The following is a 16,650-nucleotide window of genomic DNA, read 5'->3' as shown; positions in this document are numbered from 1 at the left end:
GGCGTTTTAGAATATTACTTGAGATAAAATAATGAAGAACTTTTTTCAGAAAATGAACAAAACCGTAAAACGTTCGCTAATTGGTTTATTCCTCTTGACGACCTTAGGTATTTCGGCTTATAAAGTAGACGACAGGCTTTTTGAAATTGCAAAAAACCTTGATGTATTTGCCACAATGTATAAAGAGCTCAATGCACTTTACGTTGACGAAATAAACCCTACTAAGGCCATGCGTGTGGGTATTCAAGCCATGCTGAAAGAGTTAGACCCGTATACCGTATTTTACCCAGAAGATGAAATAGAGGACTATTTTACGATGAATGTTGGTGCCTACAATGGTATTGGAGCTACAATAGAATATTTTGAGGGTAAGCATATAGTGGCCATGCTTTATGAAGATTCACCTGCAGATAAGGCTGGAATAAAAATAGGGGATAGAATCACGAAAATCAACAATGTTGATGTTACCGACAAAAACGATGCGGAGTTTGGTAGGTTACTAAAAGGCCAAACTGGACCCTCGGTAAAACTATCATTGGATAGAATTGGTCAGTCGAAACCTTTGCAAATTAGCGTTGGCAGAGATGTTATAAAAACTCCAAACGTCCCACACTATGGCATGATAAACGACGAAGTGGGCTATATTCAACTGACTGATTTCAGCAGAACAGCTGCAAAAGAAATAAAAACGGCCACCTTAGAGCTGAAAGACAAAGGAATGAAGAATCTAGTGATTGACCTCAGAAGCAATCCTGGCGGATTACTGAATATGGCCGTAGAAATTTGTAATTTTTATTTACCCAAAAACCTTTTGGTAGTAGAAACCAAAGGAAAAGTAAAGGAATGGAATTATAAATATCAAACCAAAGAGCAGCCATTGGATACAGAAATGCCAATTGTGGTTCTAATAAACGGCCGAAGTGCCTCAGCTTCAGAAATCGTGAGTGGAACGCTTCAAGACTATGATAGAGCAGTACTTATTGGTCAACGATCGTTTGGTAAAGGCTTGGTACAAATCACGAAAGACCTAAGCTACAACACCAAAATCAAAGTAACTACTTCAAAATATTACATTCCATCGGGTAGATGTATTCAGGCCATTGATTACGGTCATAGACAAACCGACGGAAGTTTTGGAAAACTTCCAGACTCCTTGCGAGTACCGTTTAAAACCAAAGGCGGGAGAATGGTATTGGATGGTGCAGGAATTGACCCCGATATAACGACAAAATCTGCGGACCAGTCAGAGTATGTAAAGGCATTGATAAAAAACAAAATGATATTTTACTATGCCAATAAGTACTATTTTGACAACCAAAACGAAAAGCCCAAGGAGAATTTCAGCCTTAACAATAAAACCATGGGTGAGTTTGATAGCTGGTTAAAAACACAAAAGTATGTGTATGAAACGGCCGATCAGAAGGCGATAGAGGCATTGATAAAAAGCACAAAAGAAAGTGGTGAATACTCTAAAATGAAAAGTAGCCTAGATGAACTTAAAAAAGTAGCAGACCAGAACACACAAGGTTTGGTAAAGAAAAACTGGGATCAAATTAAAGAGGCCTTAGAACTTGAGATTTTGAGTAGATATTACTACCAAAAAGCCATGAAGTTTGTGGCATTTGAAAAAGACAAAGATATTCAGGAGGCCTTGAGGTTATTTGCAAATCCACAGAAATACAAATCTATATTAGCCGGCAAATGATAATTTCGATAGATGCCTCCACCACTGGCTGCTCAGTGGCCCTATTTGATGGCCCAGAATTGGTTTCTTCTTCCGAATCTAGAATTGACCGTTCCTCGGCAGAAATGCTTACTACTTTGATAGAAAATGTTCTATTCACTGCTAAAGTGAGCAAAAAAAACCTAGATGCAGTGGCAGTGGCCAGAGGACCAGGTTCTTACACAGGCCTTCGAATAGCAGTTTCTACTGCCAAAGGCTTGGCTTTTGCTCTGGACAAGCCATTTTTATCATACGGAACGCTAGATGTACTTGCACAGCAGGTCTACGGGATATCACCACAAATGATCTGCCCAATGATAGATGCCAGAAGAATGGAAATCTATGCAGCTTTTTATGATGGTGTAACGAAGAAAAGAGTTTCAGACGTAGAAGCAGTAATTGTAGATAGCGATAGTTTCGCAGATGTATTAGAAACGAATACCGTACTTTTTATAGGTGAGGGAAGTACCAAGTGTAGGGGTGTAATTGAACATCCTAACGCCAGATTCCTGGAGGAAGTACTTTTGCCATCAGCAAAATATTCTGGCCCAATATGTTATGAAAAATATCGCAATGGTGATTTTGAGGATCTCATATTGTTTGAGCCATATTATCTGAAAGAATACATGTTTAAAACAAAAAAGCCCTAAAATCAGGGCTTTTTCTTTTATAAATCTTCTTCGACTTCTTCGGGAACTAGTGCCTCTGGCATATCCCGACCGATGGTCTTCGACTTTTCTTTGAACTGTTTCACTTTTCTCGTTAATGTGTCCATTGCTAGGTCAGTCGCCGCTTCGAAAGTGTCTCCCGACTCTTTCACGAATATCGAATTTCCCGGTAAATTAAGCTTGATTTCAATTAGTTTTTTGTGTGTATTAATCTTCTCTCCTTTGTCTAATCTGAGAAAGACCTCACCGCTTATTATTTTGTCATAAAATGTTTCGAGTTTGTTAAGTTTTTTTTGGATAAACTGTTTTAGTCCATTGTCGGCACTGAAGTGCACTGCATTTACTTCGATTTTCATACTCACATTTCTATTTAGGTGAAACAAATAGTTTTGTTCAAGACTGAAACTTCAATCTTTAGAATGAAGATATGTATTAATAGCATATCAACCAAGAAGTTTTCGCTAAATTTTCGAAGATATTTTTGAGCGGTAAGATTCCTATTTGATGTAAAAATAAATTCCTTTTATGAAGGAATTAGAATTACCTTTTATTCAATAATTTAAATCAAAAAAGAGCCAATGAGGCAGAAAACGGAATGCAATTTCACCAGCTCACAAAATCCTTAAATGTCTTTTCGATATTTTTTTCGGTGGGCTGATTTTTAGCTTCCCATGTGGCATTTAGCTCCAGAGCCACCAGACCTTTGAGATTCATGGTACCCATAAAATCATCCACTTTTTTAATAAAATCTGGGCTTCTTCGGGCGGCTTTCAAGGAGAAATCTCTCGAAAAAATATCTCCTTTGGTCTGTAGTTCGTTTTTCTTCTCTATCACATAATTCAACCTATCTATGAGGTCTTTCATGGACTTTCCGATAACCTCAGTAGCCTCCAAAGTACCTATCGTCAAAACCGTGGTTCCGCCAAATGTAGATATCAATCGCTGTGTATCAGGATTATTTTTTGATAAAATAGAAGACAAGCCCGTTGTAGCACCCAAAGACGCATTAAGTACTGACCTCTGCTTTTTCCCTTTTTTAGATCTGTTGTAGGCTTTTTTCAGCTCTTCTTCTTTTTCCTTGAGCTGTTCTAATAGTTCCCAGGCTCTGGCTAAGGTGCCGTAGTAAAGTCCGTAGTTTTTCTTATCAAGTTCGGCCTCATTAACGGTATTCTTAATGGTAAAGTTTATCCTTTTTACCTCACGCTTTTGGGTTTTATCTAAAACAAAAAAATCTATATAAAAACCCAAAGTATCCTTGGGATCTTGAACAAACTCATAACCAGGAATCCAAACAAACTCATATTGGTTATTCGTGTTTTTTATCAGGCTCGTTTTAGGTATACCTGTTTGGTTGGTTAGGAAATCGAAAACCTGGATATCATCGTCGCCGTTGGGATCCGATAAGTAAAACCGCAGATTCACGTTCTCGTTTTCCTTTATTAGCAAATTTTCATTTTTAGGTATGACCGTAATTTGGGGAGGTAAATCCATTTGCGTAGCCTCTATTTTTACCTTCCCTTTGGTTTGTGTTTTGGCCGGTTGGTCTTGAATCAAGAACTCAATATAAAGAGGCTTGTCTTTCAATGAATTAAACTGATTGTTAGAAGGCCTCCAAGTAATTTCACCCTGAGTAGATATATTCATACCCTCAGGTAAAGTTTCTAACATGGGTACAAAAACGATCGGATCATTATCCTCATCAAAGGCCTTTTCAGCATCTATTTTGTAGGTATTGGGACTATTAAACTGCACATAAAACGTGCTCAAATCATTTAAAACCGGTGGTCTATTGGTGTGTAAGACCTTGATGTCCAAAATATCCGTAATTTGCTGACCCTCCTTTCCCTTGGCCACCACTACTATTTGAAATATTCTGTCAGATTCGATTCTGTCTACCAAGTGATAGGCTGGTTTCCAATTAAAATTACCCAAGGAATCAAGGGTCATACCCACTATTTTACCCTGTTGAATCCCGAAATTGTAGCCATTTTTTAGAGTATCGGGATTAACATTTAACTTAAAACTCAATTCAGAACCCTCTCTGACCACATTCCAGTTTTTGTATGAAGGAAGAACAATTTTGGGCTGTTGGGCCACGACTAACTTACTTACAAGAATAAGTATCAAAAAATATTTTGGCATTGTTGTTTTTACTTTTTCGGAATTACTACACAAGGAAAACCAAACAGGCATCTGTCTTTTATGAACGTAACTACCTCAGCCGGCACGTGCTCTTCCCATCCTTCTTCGCCCCTCTGGATCAACTCCAACATATTATCGGTTTGAATGTTCAGGTTCGACTTATTGTAATGATAGATATCCTCAATTTTATTATTGGCGATCAGAAATCTGTACAAATCATTCAAGTGAGCGGGAGGATTAAACTTCATGCAGTTCATGATGATGTTGTTTCGCAAAGTAGGATATACAAAAAGTTTAAGTTTTCGACTAAACAACGTTGCGAAAGACTCTAATATTTCACCAGGTAGGTCTCTATAGTTTTCTTCATTGAAAATATACTCTAAATTCGGAAATCCTATGATCAGACCTATTTTCAGTTTCGTGATTTTGGACAAATAAGCCACAAGCTTATAATATTCCACATAATTGGTAATCATTACCGTTTGACCCAATGAGCAAAGGATATCTACCCTGTCTAAGAAATCTTTCTCGTCTATGCTATCGTCGAGGCCTTCCTGCAAGGCATGGAGCGTTAGTTCTGACACCACTATCATTTTACTCTCATCTACGTCAGGCTCCTGTACAAACTGCTTTACTCCGTTTTCGAGCATATCCAAATGCACATTTATGACAGGTCTGAAACGTCCACGCAAAACCAATATGTGTTTTTTATATAAAACATCCGAAGGCTGAAGTATTTTGCCATCAGGTCCGAAAAGAGCCAAATCACAGAAACCGTTTTTCACCAACCTCAGACTCATCAAACGGCCGTCTACTTTTTCGAAAGCTGGGCCTTCAAACTTGATAGCATCTATTTGTATTCTATCTTTTGCCAAATTATCACGAAGTGACTCTAGCAAGATTTCGGGTTTTTGATGATAATAAAAACATCCATAAATGAGATTTACACCAATAACGCCCAAGGCCTGTTGCTGCATGAGCGTGTCATTGTCAAGCATTCTGATATGAAGTATGACGTCATGAAATTCGCCATTGGGAGTTAATTGAAATCTACAACCCATCCAACCGTGTGGCTGATTGGTTTTGTGGTAGTTAAGTGTAACTACCGTATTGGCAAATGAAAAAAACTGCGTGCTGGCTCCGCGTTGTTCATCCAATCGTTCAATCAATAGATTGTACTCATGGTCAAGCATACTTACCACTCTTTCCTCACAAACATATCTTCCGTCGGCCACTGGCCCGTAAATGGCGTCTGAGAATTTCATGTCGTATGCCGACATGGACTTGGCCACTGTTCCTGAAGCACCACCAGCCTTAAAAAAAGCCGCAGCCACATCTTGTCCTGCTCCAATTTCTGCAAATGTCCCGTATATTTTGGGGTCCAGATTTATTTTTAAGGCTTTTTGATTGATTCCCAATCCTAAATCATGCACTATTGACATAGTATTTTGATGATATTTTGAAGTGTATTTGCAACTATGCAAATATAATAAAATTTGTACTTTATGGTGTAATTTAAGTCTATATTGTGCTTTTTATTGTATTTAAACTATATTTTTTAAATATTTTATATAAATATATTATCTTGTATCAAATTTATAAATACCAATTTTAAATTATTATATTTATTGAATATTTGATCAATATAATAATTTCAGTAATTTTTGAAAATTATGAAAAAAAAGCTACTTTCCTTAATTTTAATACATATTGCCACGCTCACAATTGCACAAAAAGGTTTCGAAAGTAAAACAAGAATGCCGGCTGGAGAACCTGTCAAGGGCGAGTTTGAGACCATAACTGCCAAACAAAATCAACAAAAAAATAACCCAAGAATAGCCTTTTCTCCTAAGCAAGCTCTGAAAAAAATCCTCAAAGACGAAGAAACAGGGGCCGTGATTTATATCAACAATCCGGTTTTTACGCGAGACCAAAGAAATGCCCGTAAAAATAGCTCTGAAACGACCAGTTCTTTCTTGAATTCGCTAAAAAATGATTTGAAAATCAATAATATAGGAGAAGAATTCAGGTTAGTAGCCGATGAAACAGACGACCTGGGGTTACGACATATAAAACTGGAACAAACCTATAAAAATATACCTATTTACGGTGGCGAAGCCGTAATTCATACCAACAAAAACGGTGTGGCTGAGTTCCTGATGGGAAAGATTTTTCCGAGTCCAAATCTTAACGTCAGCCCAAATATTAGCCCTTCGGCAGCGATAGAATTGAGTCTTAAAGATTTAGGCAAAAATACGATAGTGCAGAAATCAGGCAATATCAATCAATTTTTAAAACTGGATCCTGATGTCGCCGAATTAACAATCTTAAACGAGAACAAAAAGAATAATTTGGTTTATCATATCACGGTTAGACCCAATATTCTCGAACGTTGGGTGTACTTTATTGACGCTCATTCTGGAGAAGTGATTAACAAATATAACCATACCTGTACGCTAGATGGTGTGGTCAGTGCCACCTCAAAAGACCTAAACGGAATAACGAAGACATTTAATACAGTACAGGTTGGCTCGCAATACTACATGATAGATGCCACCAAGAACATGTACAACCCACAGTCGAGTTTACCTGACAATCCTAAGGGAGTTATTTGGACCATTGACGCACAAAACTCAAGAATAGATGCCAAGGAAATGGATCTGGCCCATGTAAGTTCGACTAGCCGAACCAATTGGAACCCAACAGCAGTATCGGCACACATAAATGCCTCTATATGTTATGATTATTACCTTTCGAAGTTCAACAGAAATTCATTAAATGGCTCTAAGGGAAATATAATTTCGGTAATAAACATAGCCGATGAAGATGGAAAGGGCATGGACAACGCCTATTGGAATGGTCAGTTTATGGGTTATGGAAATGGCAAAGATGGCTTCAAACCTTTGGCAGGTGCACTTGATGTGGCTGGGCACGAAATGACTCATGGTGTTATAGAAAACACGGCCAAATTAGAATATCGAAATCAATCAGGAGCATTGAATGAGTCCTTTGCAGATATTTTTGGAGCACTGATTGATAGAGACGACTGGACTTTGGGTGAGGATGTAGTTAAAACTAATGTGTTTCCTTCTGGGGCATTAAGGTCGCTCGAAAACCCTAATCAGGGCGGTAAAAACGACAACGGATATCAACCCAAAAACATGTCTCAGTACCAATTTTTAAAAGACACCCCTAGCGAAGATAATGGTGGAGTGCATATTAACAGTGGTATACCTAATCATGCATTTTTTAAGTTTGCAACCGGGGCTGGCATGAATAAAGACAAAGCTGAGCGTGTATATTGGCGAGCGATGACCACTTACTTGACAAGAACCTCGAAATTCGCAGATTTGCGAGTGGCAGTCATTCAGGCCGCAAAGGATATTTATGGGGAAGGACAAGAGACCACCGCTGCAAGAGCCGCGTTTGATTTTGTTGGTATTTCTGACGGTACAACCTCCAACAACGGAAACACAGGGAATACTGGAACCGGAAATAAATCAACAGATAACACCATCCCAACCAATCCCGGAACAGAATCTTTGGTGGCATTTGATCCAACTGACAACAGTTTGTACTCAGGAGTATTTACCGGAAGCAGTTTCGCCAAAATTACGAATGGGTTGGGATGTCTTGGAAAACCGAGTATAACGGATGATGGTAGTTTTGTATATTTCGTGAGTAAAGATTTTCATATCTATCGAGTAGATTTAACCAAAAAATCAGAACCTCAAAGGCTTTCGAGCGACCCTTCCTGGAGGAATGTGGCGATTTCGAAAGATGGAAAACAACTGGCCGCATTGGCGAGTAAAAATGACACCTATATTTATGTTTTTGACCTGGTAAACAACAAAAACAAAAGATTCGAACTTTACAACCCTACATATACCCAAGGCGTTAGTACAGGCGAGGTATTGTATGCAGATTCTTTCGAATGGGATTATTCTGGGGAGTTTATTATCTATGATGCCTTTAATGAAGCCAAAACGTCATTCAAGAAATTCCAATACTGGGATGTGGGTATCATCAGAGTTTGGGATCCTTTGAAAAAAGATTTCTCCGATGGTGTTATAGAAAAAATGTTCTCCAATCTGGAAGAAGGCGACAATATTGGCAATCCTGCTTTGGCGAAAACAAACACGGGCATTTACGCTTTTGACTATTTTGTGTCTAACGAAGAGGTTTTCTATGTGGTTACTATCGATTTTGGCAAATCTACTGATAATGTAAAAGTGTTAGAAGAAAACAACGACATCGGTTATCCTAACTTTACAAAGGCCGATAGTAAAGTGCTTTTCAATGCCAAAGATAAATCCAAGTCTGTTATAAAAGGAGTAAATCTTAAAAATGACAAAATATCTCCGAATGGAGCTTCAGAAATCCTCTTTACCGATGCCAAATGGGGAATTACCTACGCCACCGGCACTAGAGCATTGCCTACTAAAGAAACCCAAAGCATCAGCATAAACGCGATATCAGACAAACTTCCACGGTCGTCTTTTGAAATTGTGGCCACCGCCTCCTCCAAACTTGGGTTGATTTATTCGGTGGTATCTGGCGATGCCACTATTAATGGCAAAATAGTAACCTTAGGCTCCACCCCAGGCAAAGTAACCATTAGGGCTATTCAGGTGGGTGACGCCAAATATGCCAGTACAACAGCTGATGTCGTCTTTTGCATAACACCTCCTACGCCCCGACTTACAGATGGTTCAACAAGTGTAACAGCTTCGGGAGGAACACTTTATCAATTCTATGTCAATAATAATCCGGTGGGTGGGCAAACAACCAATAACACTTTTAGCAAGGATTTCGGCGGTGTTTATACCGTTAGAAATGTAACAGCCGACGGTTGTGCGAGTCTGGCTTCTAACGCAATTTCAGCGGCAGTATTGGCCAACGAACCTGTAAATGCGAAATCTATAAATATCGCACCTAACCCCGTTGAAGAATTTATAAATCTGACAATACCGGCAGATGAGAAGTTGGTAGCTATGGAAATTTTAGATAATTCGGGAAAATCAATAAGATGTAGCACTAAAATTACTGAAAACGTAAAAAGCTTGTCATCAGGACAATATATTTTAAAAGTTCAGACTGATAAAAATACCTATTCATTAAAGATGTTGAAGAAATAAGTAAGATTCACAAGTATTACACAAAATAGAAAAAGGCCTTTCGGCCTTTTTCTATTTCAAAGTTTTCACAAATTTAAAATGTCTTCGGGTTAATCCATTTCTCATGTAAAAACTATGGGCTTTCAGCCTTTTCATATGGCTAGAGAGTTCGATTTGTGTCCAATTATTAATCACCCCAAGCTCAAAAGCTACTTTAATAAAAGCCTCTCCAATATGCAGTCCACGATATTTGTGGTTGATTATTAACTCCTGAAGCTCGGCAATTTTATAACAATGATGCAGAGGTGTACTTTCAAATAGACTCATAAAACCCACCACAGAGGAATCTACTTCAGCAACAAAATAATGAACGTTTTTATCTTGCAAATTTCGATCAAAGATTCCTCTAAAAACCTCAAAATCAAAAACTTGCTCCTCTAACTCCTCTACCAAAAGTTTTACACTTTCTAGGTCCTTAATATTTGCTGCTCGTATCATTTGGCTAATGTATTCGCCCAGGCATCTAAGGTTTCTTCCAACACACTTAATGGCAAACAGCCGTTTTTCAGAACTTGGTCATGAAAATCTGCCAACTTGAATTTCTCGCCCAATGCCGAGGTATATTTGGCACGTAATTCTCTTATTTTCAATGCCCCAATTTTATAAGAAAGAGCCTGACCCGGAATAGCCATATATCTCTCAATCTCGGCAATCGCCCCGTCTTTAGAGATGGCTTCGTTTTGTAACATGTAATTCAGAGCCTCTTCCCTACTCCATCCTTTGGTGTGAATACCCACATCAACTACCAATCTGATAGCTCGGTGCATCTCGTCACCCAAGGCTCCCAAATATTGATAAGGATCAGTGTAAAGCCCGAGTTCCTTACCCAATGACTCGGTATATAGTGCCCAACCTTCGCCATAAGCTCCGTACCAACCAAAACGCATAAACTTTGGAATCGCCAAATTTTCTTGTTGCAAAGAGACCTGATAATGATGCCCTGGAATGGCTTCATGAAGAAAAAGTGACTCCATGCCCGAGGTTAAGTTAAACTTGGTGACGTCCGGAATAGGCACATAGAATACACCCGGACGACTACCATCTGCAGGGCCTTGCATGTACTCCGCACTAGCTGACGCCTCTCTGAATGCCTCCGTCCTTCTGATTTCGAAGCCAGTTTTGGGAGTATTGTTAAACATTTTCTTAAGATTCGGGTCAATTTTAGTCTGAATAGCTTTAAAAGCAGCCAAAACTTCCTCCGCATTTTTAAATGGCATGAGTTTGGGGTCAGTTTTTACACTTTCAAAAAAATCAGGTAAATCCCCTTTAAAACCAACCTGATCTTTCACTTTGAGCATTTCTTGTTTAATTCTAGAAACTTCAGAAAGGCCGGTCTGGAAAATCTCATCAGGAGATTTCAAAGAAGTAGTCCAGTAGTAAGCGAGATATTCGTAATATTTTTTACCACCCACAAACCCACCAACACCACTAGAAGACCTGGCAGCTTTAATATAGGTCCCTGATAAATAGTCCTCTAGTTTTTTATAGCTTGGGCGAATTTTATTCTCGATGGCATCGGTATATTTTTTTGTATAAAGAGCCTTTTGTTCTACTGTAAATGTAGCTGGTAGTTTCTTTATTGGTCCAAAAAACAGATTCTCGGGAGCAGCTGCGGAAGATAAATCGTGCATTTGAGGAATCATCTTCACCACCAAGGCTTTTGGCAGAACATACTGAACAGCAATACCCTTGTTAAAATTTAGGATGGCCGAGTCAGCCCATACAGCAAACTGATCAACTCTTTTCAGCCAATTGTCGTAGTCTTGAGTAGTCTTGAAAGGTTGTGAGGCTTCTCCACTACCCAACTGAGCAAATGTCAAAGGCAAACCGGTAAACTGATTAAAAGGAATAAGGTGTGTAGGAAATCCTAAGCCTTCTATCTCCGTATTTATGTTAAATTTCAAAGTTTTGTATTGGATAAGTTCATCCTCAGAGAGTTTTTGAACATCAATCTTGTCAATTTCTGCATTGTATTTGTGGTAAAAAGCTAGTAGATCTTTTCTGTAACTTTCAGAAATATCTATCGGGAGTTTGTCATTGAATCTATTATCTCCCTGCGAGGTAGCCTCTAGAGGAAAAAACTGTAGACGCTCTTCGTAATATTGCTCAAATAAGGTTTTGAGTTCGTTGTTTTCTTTGGGTTTGCAACTAAATGCAAAAATACTGAGTACTACAAAAACTAATAGTTTATTCATTTTGATATAATTGAGAATATTTGCAAAAATAAAAATTTGAGCAAAAGATTAAGAAATTTCACTTTTTACGTGTGTCGATAATGGAGAATATCTTCCAAGAATCACCTGTTTTAACGAGTGTAAATACGTTGGTACCCTTATGGGAGAGTTTTTGATTTACATAAAACTCGTACGGTGTCCAGTCTATTGCCAAGGCTTCATCCACCTGAATCTTGTGTACCAACAATCTCTCTTCCAAAATTACATTTGACGGAATGGAGGCGATTGATTTGAAAAATCCAGACATAGTTTCGGATTTATGTTGAGCTGGCTTTCCAGCCAAAATGTTAACTGAATTCAAGGAACAGTTTTTATGCAAAACACTAGAAATAAGCACTGTATCTCTTTTATAAATGCCATCAAAAAAAGTTGAAATAGTGTTTTCAATTTGTTGTTGGTCCGATTGAGCGTAAGTTTTGTTGAAAATCAATAGAGAAAAAACGAAAAAGGTTAACTTGTTCATTGGTGAGTGTTTGTAAAATTCTCCAATTCTAACATTTTTTTTGGGTTATTCAAAATTTAAGAGGATTTGGCCTAAATAATTGGATAGAAATGGCATCGGGTTAATCCCAAGTTTTAGTCCTTAAAAAATATAGTTATTTTTAGGTCAAAGATTTGACCGAGTGGTTACAATTTGAAGGTTGGCTTATACCAAATAGTAAATACAACAGAGGCGAATTGAAACATTAAAAGCCTAAATAAAACACAAGAATGGCTCTTTTTACCTTAAATAGGGAGAACGACATAATTGAAAAAATCAAGAATAACATTGAAATAAATGCCTGTTTAAAGTATTTATATAAAGAATACTATGGCTTTTTGGAGAGGATGGTTTTGAACAACAGCGGTAGTAAGGAAGATGCCGAAGATGTTATTCAAGAAGTTTTTTTAGCTGTTTTACAAATAATTCAAAACGATAAGTTTAAAGGTGAATCTAGTTTGAAATCCTTTTTGTATGCTGTGGCGAAGAATATCTGGTTGGTAAAAATTAAAAAGCAGAAAGCAGAACACAAGCGTTTGAATATCTGGATAGAAGAAAATCCAGAATTTGATGCCGACATAAACGATCAAATTAAGAAAAACGAGGCCTTGGAGCTAATTTCCGATGTATTGGGTAGTTTAGGAACGGTTTGTAAAGATATTTTGAGTAGATTTTATTACGAAAACCTATCGCTGAAGGAAATCTTGCCCTTTACCGAGTTTGAAAACGAACAGGTTTTACGTAACAAAAAATCCAAATGCATGAAAGCCTTGACAGAAAAGCTTGAGCAAAAACCATTTATGAGAGAATCCTTATATAAAGCATTAAAAATATTTTGAAGAAGAATGGAAAAGACTGATTTTTTTGATGAATACTTGCGAGGCAAAATGTCGCAAAAAGATAAGGAATTGTTTGAAAAAAGCCTTGATGAAAACGAAGCAACTAAGGCTAATTTTTTAAATTATCAGGCGGCAATAGAACTCTTAAAGTACGATGGACTAAAGCAAGAAGTTAGGAATGCTCATAGACAATTTAAGGCCGAAAAAACCAAGACCTTTGATTTTCCAGTAGTAAAAATAGCCGTTGTGGTGGTATTTGGGCTATTGAGCTTAAGTGTTTTATGGGCTGGAAATACAAATGGCGATGAATTACTTACCGAACTACCCATACACTATATCGAGCCTAATAACCGTGGAGCTAATGAAGAAAAAGCCCAAGCCGAATTATTATACTTGCGAAATGATTTTAAAGGAGTGATTGATATTTTCCAGACCTCCAAGGCACCCAACGAAAAGCTCGTTTTCTTAGCCACGATGTCATTTTATAACACCAATAACTATGAAAAAGCAATTGAATTAATCAGTCAAAATGAAAATAAACAGATGGCATCAAGCTTCGACAATGAATATGAGTTTTACAAATGCCAGAGTTTTATTGGACTTAACAAATATGCGGATGCTCTGAAAGTAATTGAAAAAATGAACAATCAAAATCCTTACAAACAATCCTATAATTGGAAATATTTGGCCAAAATTAAAATTTTAGCTTTGAAAGAACGCCTTTTTTGAACTGCCACCATGCGAAAAGTACCAAAACTGTCAGCGATATATAAATCCACAGGTACGCATGCCAATTAGATTCGCGTTTTTGGAAACCAACATATATCAAATGAGACCAATATTTGGGGTGTCGAAATTGAACCATCGTTGGATCGGTTAATAAATCTAACTTGGCCTTTTGAAGTGCTTCTGGATACGAATTCCCTTCAGAAAGATGTTTATAAAAGTGCTTCGTTAAATAAGCAGTAGCGAAATCTTCCGCTTTCCACAAAGATGATATAATACTCTGCGAGCCAGCCAAATAAAACCCTCTAGAAAGTCCTCTAATACCTTCGCCTTGCATATTTGAGTTGCCGTAAGAATCGCATGCCGAAAGAAAAACCAATTGTGTATTTTTAAGCATTCCAGCAGTAAACTCAAACAAATAAAGCTTGTTGTCCTCTGAACCAGAAAACCTAACAAATGATTTTTCGGGAGAAACAACATCGGCCAAGGCGTGTGTGGCAAGGTGTATAATTTGATATTGGTTGGCAATTTCAAAAAACGCTTGCTTGGTAGCTTTAGAGTTTTCCAAAATTTTATCTCCTCCAATATTTCTGACCTCACTTAAAGAATTGGGTAGGAAGTCTTTGCCATATTTTTGATCTGCAAAAGGAGCAAATGCTAAAATATGCCCGTTGGTCGCAGATTTACTAGCAGAAAGAATAAACTTAGCCGAAAACAAATAAGAAACAGCGTGATTTTCAACCAAAAACTTACTTTTCTTGTCTAATAAATATTCTAAAGGCAAGCCATTGGTTACGCCATCTCCTACAAAAACAATATGCGTTTTTTCTTCCAGAATTTCCTCAAAAGGCCCAAAAAGAGCTCGGTAAACCGATTTAGCCTCAACAGATTCTTCGGCATTATTAATTTTATATTTAAGCCTCTTTACCTGAGATTCAAAATTTGTCTTATTCGGTAATTCGTAAGTTTTAAAGTCGGATTTGGTAAGACAAAAAAGGATTGCTTTATCGCCCAAGTCGGCATATGTGACCAAGGCCTCATCTTGTGTTAAAAAACTTCTCAGTTTATCAACTTCTACATGTTGACTATCCATAAACTTGCGGGCTTTATAGGCAGGAAAATTCTCCAACTTCTCATTCAAACTCCCAATTTTTATTTCGATTTCATTAATGGCTGCGAGGTATTGTTTTACTTTTTCCGGGCTTGAGCTATTTTCAATGTTTTTGCGGAGAGCCGCCAGGGAAATATGAAGATTTTGTTCGCTCAACAACAACGAATCGGGTATATCACTGGAGGTTTTGATTTTGCTTTCGTTTATGCCCAAAGCCAGCACTGTTGCCTTGCTCTCTTCACTAACCTCAAAGGCCCGTTGTGCATATTTTACTTCTCCAGTTTTTCGATAAGCCTCCCATAAAATCTTTACAAACCCCTGATATTTAGGATGTATATTATCTATGATATCCAAGCGGGCATCTTCTTGACTGTAAGTTTTGGAAATATTACTTGCAATCAGACCGAAGGCCTCGTAAGTAGAAATTGCACCTCTCAGGTAATGCAGTTTACCGGTTTTCAGGTACAAATTCCCAAATAGTTCGGCTTTTTCACTAAGAATTTCCAACAAAAAATAAGAATAAAAACCATTACTCACATTTTTGGGATTTCTATATACATTTTTTTCTTTGAAAAAATAATCCAAGTTTTGAAGTGCCGATTGGAAATGAAAAAGTGCCTCGAAATACGAACCCTTCATGGCGGCAATTTTCCCTAAATAATGATGAGCAAAGCCAATGTTAGGGTGTTTGCTTTTCGATAAACCAATGGTTAACTGCAAATACTTTTGAGCCTTTTCAAAATCCTTTAACTTAAAATAAGCCTTGGCAAGCGTATTGTAAAAAACCACCGAATCGCCTTCGATTTGTTTCAAATAAGAAAGAGCCTTTTGCGGCTCATTCAATTCTATGAGTACCGTAGCCAGATTGATTTTTAGCTCATTATTGTCCGAAAAATTATTTTCTAAGTACTTCAGAATCTTGTACGTACTATCAGGCTGGTTCAAAAACTGCAAGGCCAATGCTTGGTTGTTTTTGTTAGAAAACTCGTCTGTATTTTCGAGCAACTCTGCCTTTTTGAAATAAGCCAAACTTTGCCTGAAATTTCCAGATTCAAAGAGCAAGACACCTTTGGTATTGTATAAACGCTCTGACTCTGGAAGCTTGGGGTACTTTTCAGAAATCGCTTCGGCTTTTGATAAATAAATTAAACAAGAATCATAAACAGACTCATAATAATATAAACCACTGATATAAAGCAAAGAAGAAAAACTCAATGAATCCTTGAGCTGGTGTTTTTGGGCTATTGAAAGACTATTTTTATAATACTGCTTGGCTTTTTGAAATTGCTCCTGTGTTTGATAAAGCACTCCCAATTTTTCGTTGGCGTTTCTAACCAAAATAGCCTCTTTTTGATTTTGAGGACTTAACACAGCTATTTTTGAAAAATGGCCCAATGCCCTTCTGTCTGATTCGTCAGTTGGGTTTTCGTTATTAAAAAAAGCCAAACCTTTATTGAACTCTCTTTCAATATTGGTTTTCTCTGGCTGCGAAATGGCCAAGCCAAAAACAAAAATTCCTAAAACAGAGAGGTGCCTGAGCTTCATGCAC

12 protein-coding genes are annotated in these 16,650 nt (G+C 37.6%); 5 read left to right on the top strand and 7 right to left on the bottom strand.

The window, feature by feature from the left end; all coding sequences use genetic code 11:
* Positions 1 to 31: 31 nt before the first annotated feature.
* Both EGI31_RS17220 and tsaB read left to right on the top strand, forming a co-directional pair.
* On the top strand, positions 32 to 1,705 hold the full coding sequence (locus EGI31_RS17220; RefSeq protein WP_255038395.1) for a S41 family peptidase: 1,674 nt from the start codon (positions 32 to 34) through the stop codon (positions 1,703 to 1,705).
* Positions 1,702 to 2,373 (top strand): tRNA (adenosine(37)-N6)-threonylcarbamoyltransferase complex dimerization subunit type 1 TsaB, encoded by a 672-nt coding sequence (gene tsaB / locus EGI31_RS17215; RefSeq protein WP_255038394.1) that lies wholly within the window; start codon positions 1,702 to 1,704, stop codon positions 2,371 to 2,373. The genes EGI31_RS17220 and tsaB overlap by 4 nt, the downstream gene beginning before the upstream one ends.
* Positions 2,374 to 2,390: 17 nt before the next feature.
* On the opposite strand, the gene hpf is transcribed toward tsaB, so the two are convergent.
* From hpf to EGI31_RS17200, 3 genes are all read right to left on the bottom strand, one after another.
* Positions 2,391 to 2,747, bottom strand: a complete 357-nt coding sequence (gene hpf / locus EGI31_RS17210; RefSeq protein WP_255038393.1) for a ribosome hibernation-promoting factor, HPF/YfiA family — start codon at positions 2,745 to 2,747, stop codon at positions 2,391 to 2,393.
* 247 nt (positions 2,748 to 2,994) lie between these two features.
* The gene (locus EGI31_RS17205; protein WP_255038392.1) at positions 2,995 to 4,533 is read right to left on the bottom strand and encodes a hypothetical protein; all 1,539 of its coding nucleotides are present in this window, start codon (positions 4,531 to 4,533) and stop codon (positions 2,995 to 2,997) included.
* An 8-nt stretch (positions 4,534 to 4,541) separates the two neighbouring features.
* Positions 4,542 to 5,975 carry a TonB-dependent receptor gene (locus EGI31_RS17200; protein ID WP_255038391.1) on the bottom strand — a complete coding sequence of 478 codons (1,434 nt, stop codon included), beginning with the start codon at positions 5,973 to 5,975 and terminating at the stop codon, positions 4,542 to 4,544.
* A gap of 231 nt (positions 5,976 to 6,206) precedes the next feature.
* Here EGI31_RS17200 and EGI31_RS17195 point away from each other — a divergent pair, with 231 nt between their 5' ends.
* A complete protein-coding gene (locus tag EGI31_RS17195) occupies positions 6,207 to 9,671 on the top strand; it encodes a M4 family metallopeptidase (protein ID WP_255038390.1) in 3,465 nt (1,154 codons plus the stop codon).
* A 51-nt stretch (positions 9,672 to 9,722) separates the two neighbouring features.
* On the opposite strand, the gene EGI31_RS17190 is transcribed toward EGI31_RS17195, so the two are convergent.
* The 3 genes from EGI31_RS17190 to EGI31_RS17180 are packed head-to-tail and all read right to left on the bottom strand — an operon-like array spanning position 9,723 to position 12,407.
* Complete coding sequence (locus EGI31_RS17190) at positions 9,723 to 10,148, bottom strand: GNAT family N-acetyltransferase (protein ID WP_255038389.1); 426 nt, start codon at positions 10,146 to 10,148, stop codon at positions 9,723 to 9,725.
* Positions 10,145 to 11,905 (bottom strand): DUF885 domain-containing protein, encoded by a 1,761-nt coding sequence (locus tag EGI31_RS17185; RefSeq protein WP_255038388.1) that lies wholly within the window; start codon positions 11,903 to 11,905, stop codon positions 10,145 to 10,147. The genes EGI31_RS17190 and EGI31_RS17185 overlap by 4 nt, the downstream gene beginning before the upstream one ends.
* Before the next feature lie 58 nt (positions 11,906 to 11,963).
* Positions 11,964 to 12,407 (bottom strand): nuclear transport factor 2 family protein, encoded by a 444-nt coding sequence (locus tag EGI31_RS17180; RefSeq protein ID WP_255038387.1) that lies wholly within the window; start codon positions 12,405 to 12,407, stop codon positions 11,964 to 11,966.
* 248 nt (positions 12,408 to 12,655) lie between these two features.
* Between EGI31_RS17180 and EGI31_RS17175 the strand changes: the two genes are divergently transcribed.
* Positions 12,656 to 13,264, top strand: a complete 609-nt coding sequence (locus tag EGI31_RS17175) for an RNA polymerase sigma factor (RefSeq protein ID WP_255038386.1) — start codon at positions 12,656 to 12,658, stop codon at positions 13,262 to 13,264.
* Between the two features lie 6 nt (positions 13,265 to 13,270).
* Positions 13,271 to 13,993, top strand: coding sequence for a hypothetical protein (locus EGI31_RS17170; protein ID WP_255038385.1), 723 nt, complete (start codon positions 13,271 to 13,273; stop codon positions 13,991 to 13,993).
* On the opposite strand, the gene EGI31_RS17165 is transcribed toward EGI31_RS17170, so the two are convergent.
* Complete coding sequence (locus tag EGI31_RS17165; RefSeq protein ID WP_255038384.1) at positions 13,959 to 16,646, bottom strand: CHAT domain-containing protein; 2,688 nt, start codon at positions 16,644 to 16,646, stop codon at positions 13,959 to 13,961. The genes EGI31_RS17170 and EGI31_RS17165 overlap by 35 nt on opposite strands.
* Positions 16,647 to 16,650: the final 4 nt, after the last annotated feature.

It is taken from the genome of Lacihabitans soyangensis (genome assembly GCF_024343775.1).
In the GTDB taxonomy this organism is placed as follows: domain Bacteria; phylum Bacteroidota; class Bacteroidia; order Cytophagales; family Spirosomataceae; genus Leadbetterella; species Leadbetterella soyangensis.
This window is presented reverse-complemented; position numbering and strand designations above follow the sequence as displayed.

What these genes read in the sequence shown, in the direction of transcription:
- EGI31_RS17185 (WP_255038388.1), bottom strand. Translation starts at nt 11,905, where the DNA reads ATGAATAAACTATTAGTTTTTGTAGTACTCAGTATTTTTGCATTTAGT.
- EGI31_RS17190 (WP_255038389.1), bottom strand. Translation starts at nt 10,148, where the DNA reads ATGATACGAGCAGCAAATATTAAGGACCTAGAAAGTGTAAAACTTTTG.
- EGI31_RS17200 (WP_255038391.1), bottom strand. Translation starts at nt 5,975, where the DNA reads ATGTCAATAGTGCATGATTTAGGATTGGGAATCAATCAAAAAGCCTTA.
- EGI31_RS17170 (WP_255038385.1), top strand. Translation starts at nt 13,271, where the DNA reads ATGGAAAAGACTGATTTTTTTGATGAATACTTGCGAGGCAAAATGTCG.
- EGI31_RS17175 (WP_255038386.1), top strand. Translation starts at nt 12,656, where the DNA reads ATGGCTCTTTTTACCTTAAATAGGGAGAACGACATAATTGAAAAAATC.
- hpf (WP_255038393.1), bottom strand. Translation starts at nt 2,747, where the DNA reads ATGAAAATCGAAGTAAATGCAGTGCACTTCAGTGCCGACAATGGACTA.
- EGI31_RS17195 (WP_255038390.1), top strand. Translation starts at nt 6,207, where the DNA reads ATGAAAAAAAAGCTACTTTCCTTAATTTTAATACATATTGCCACGCTC.
- EGI31_RS17165 (WP_255038384.1), bottom strand. Translation starts at nt 16,646, where the DNA reads ATGAAGCTCAGGCACCTCTCTGTTTTAGGAATTTTTGTTTTTGGCTTG.
- tsaB (WP_255038394.1), top strand. Translation starts at nt 1,702, where the DNA reads ATGATAATTTCGATAGATGCCTCCACCACTGGCTGCTCAGTGGCCCTA.
- EGI31_RS17205 (WP_255038392.1), bottom strand. Translation starts at nt 4,533, where the DNA reads ATGCCAAAATATTTTTTGATACTTATTCTTGTAAGTAAGTTAGTCGTG.
- EGI31_RS17180 (WP_255038387.1), bottom strand. Translation starts at nt 12,407, where the DNA reads ATGAACAAGTTAACCTTTTTCGTTTTTTCTCTATTGATTTTCAACAAA.
- EGI31_RS17220 (WP_255038395.1), top strand. Translation starts at nt 32, where the DNA reads ATGAAGAACTTTTTTCAGAAAATGAACAAAACCGTAAAACGTTCGCTA.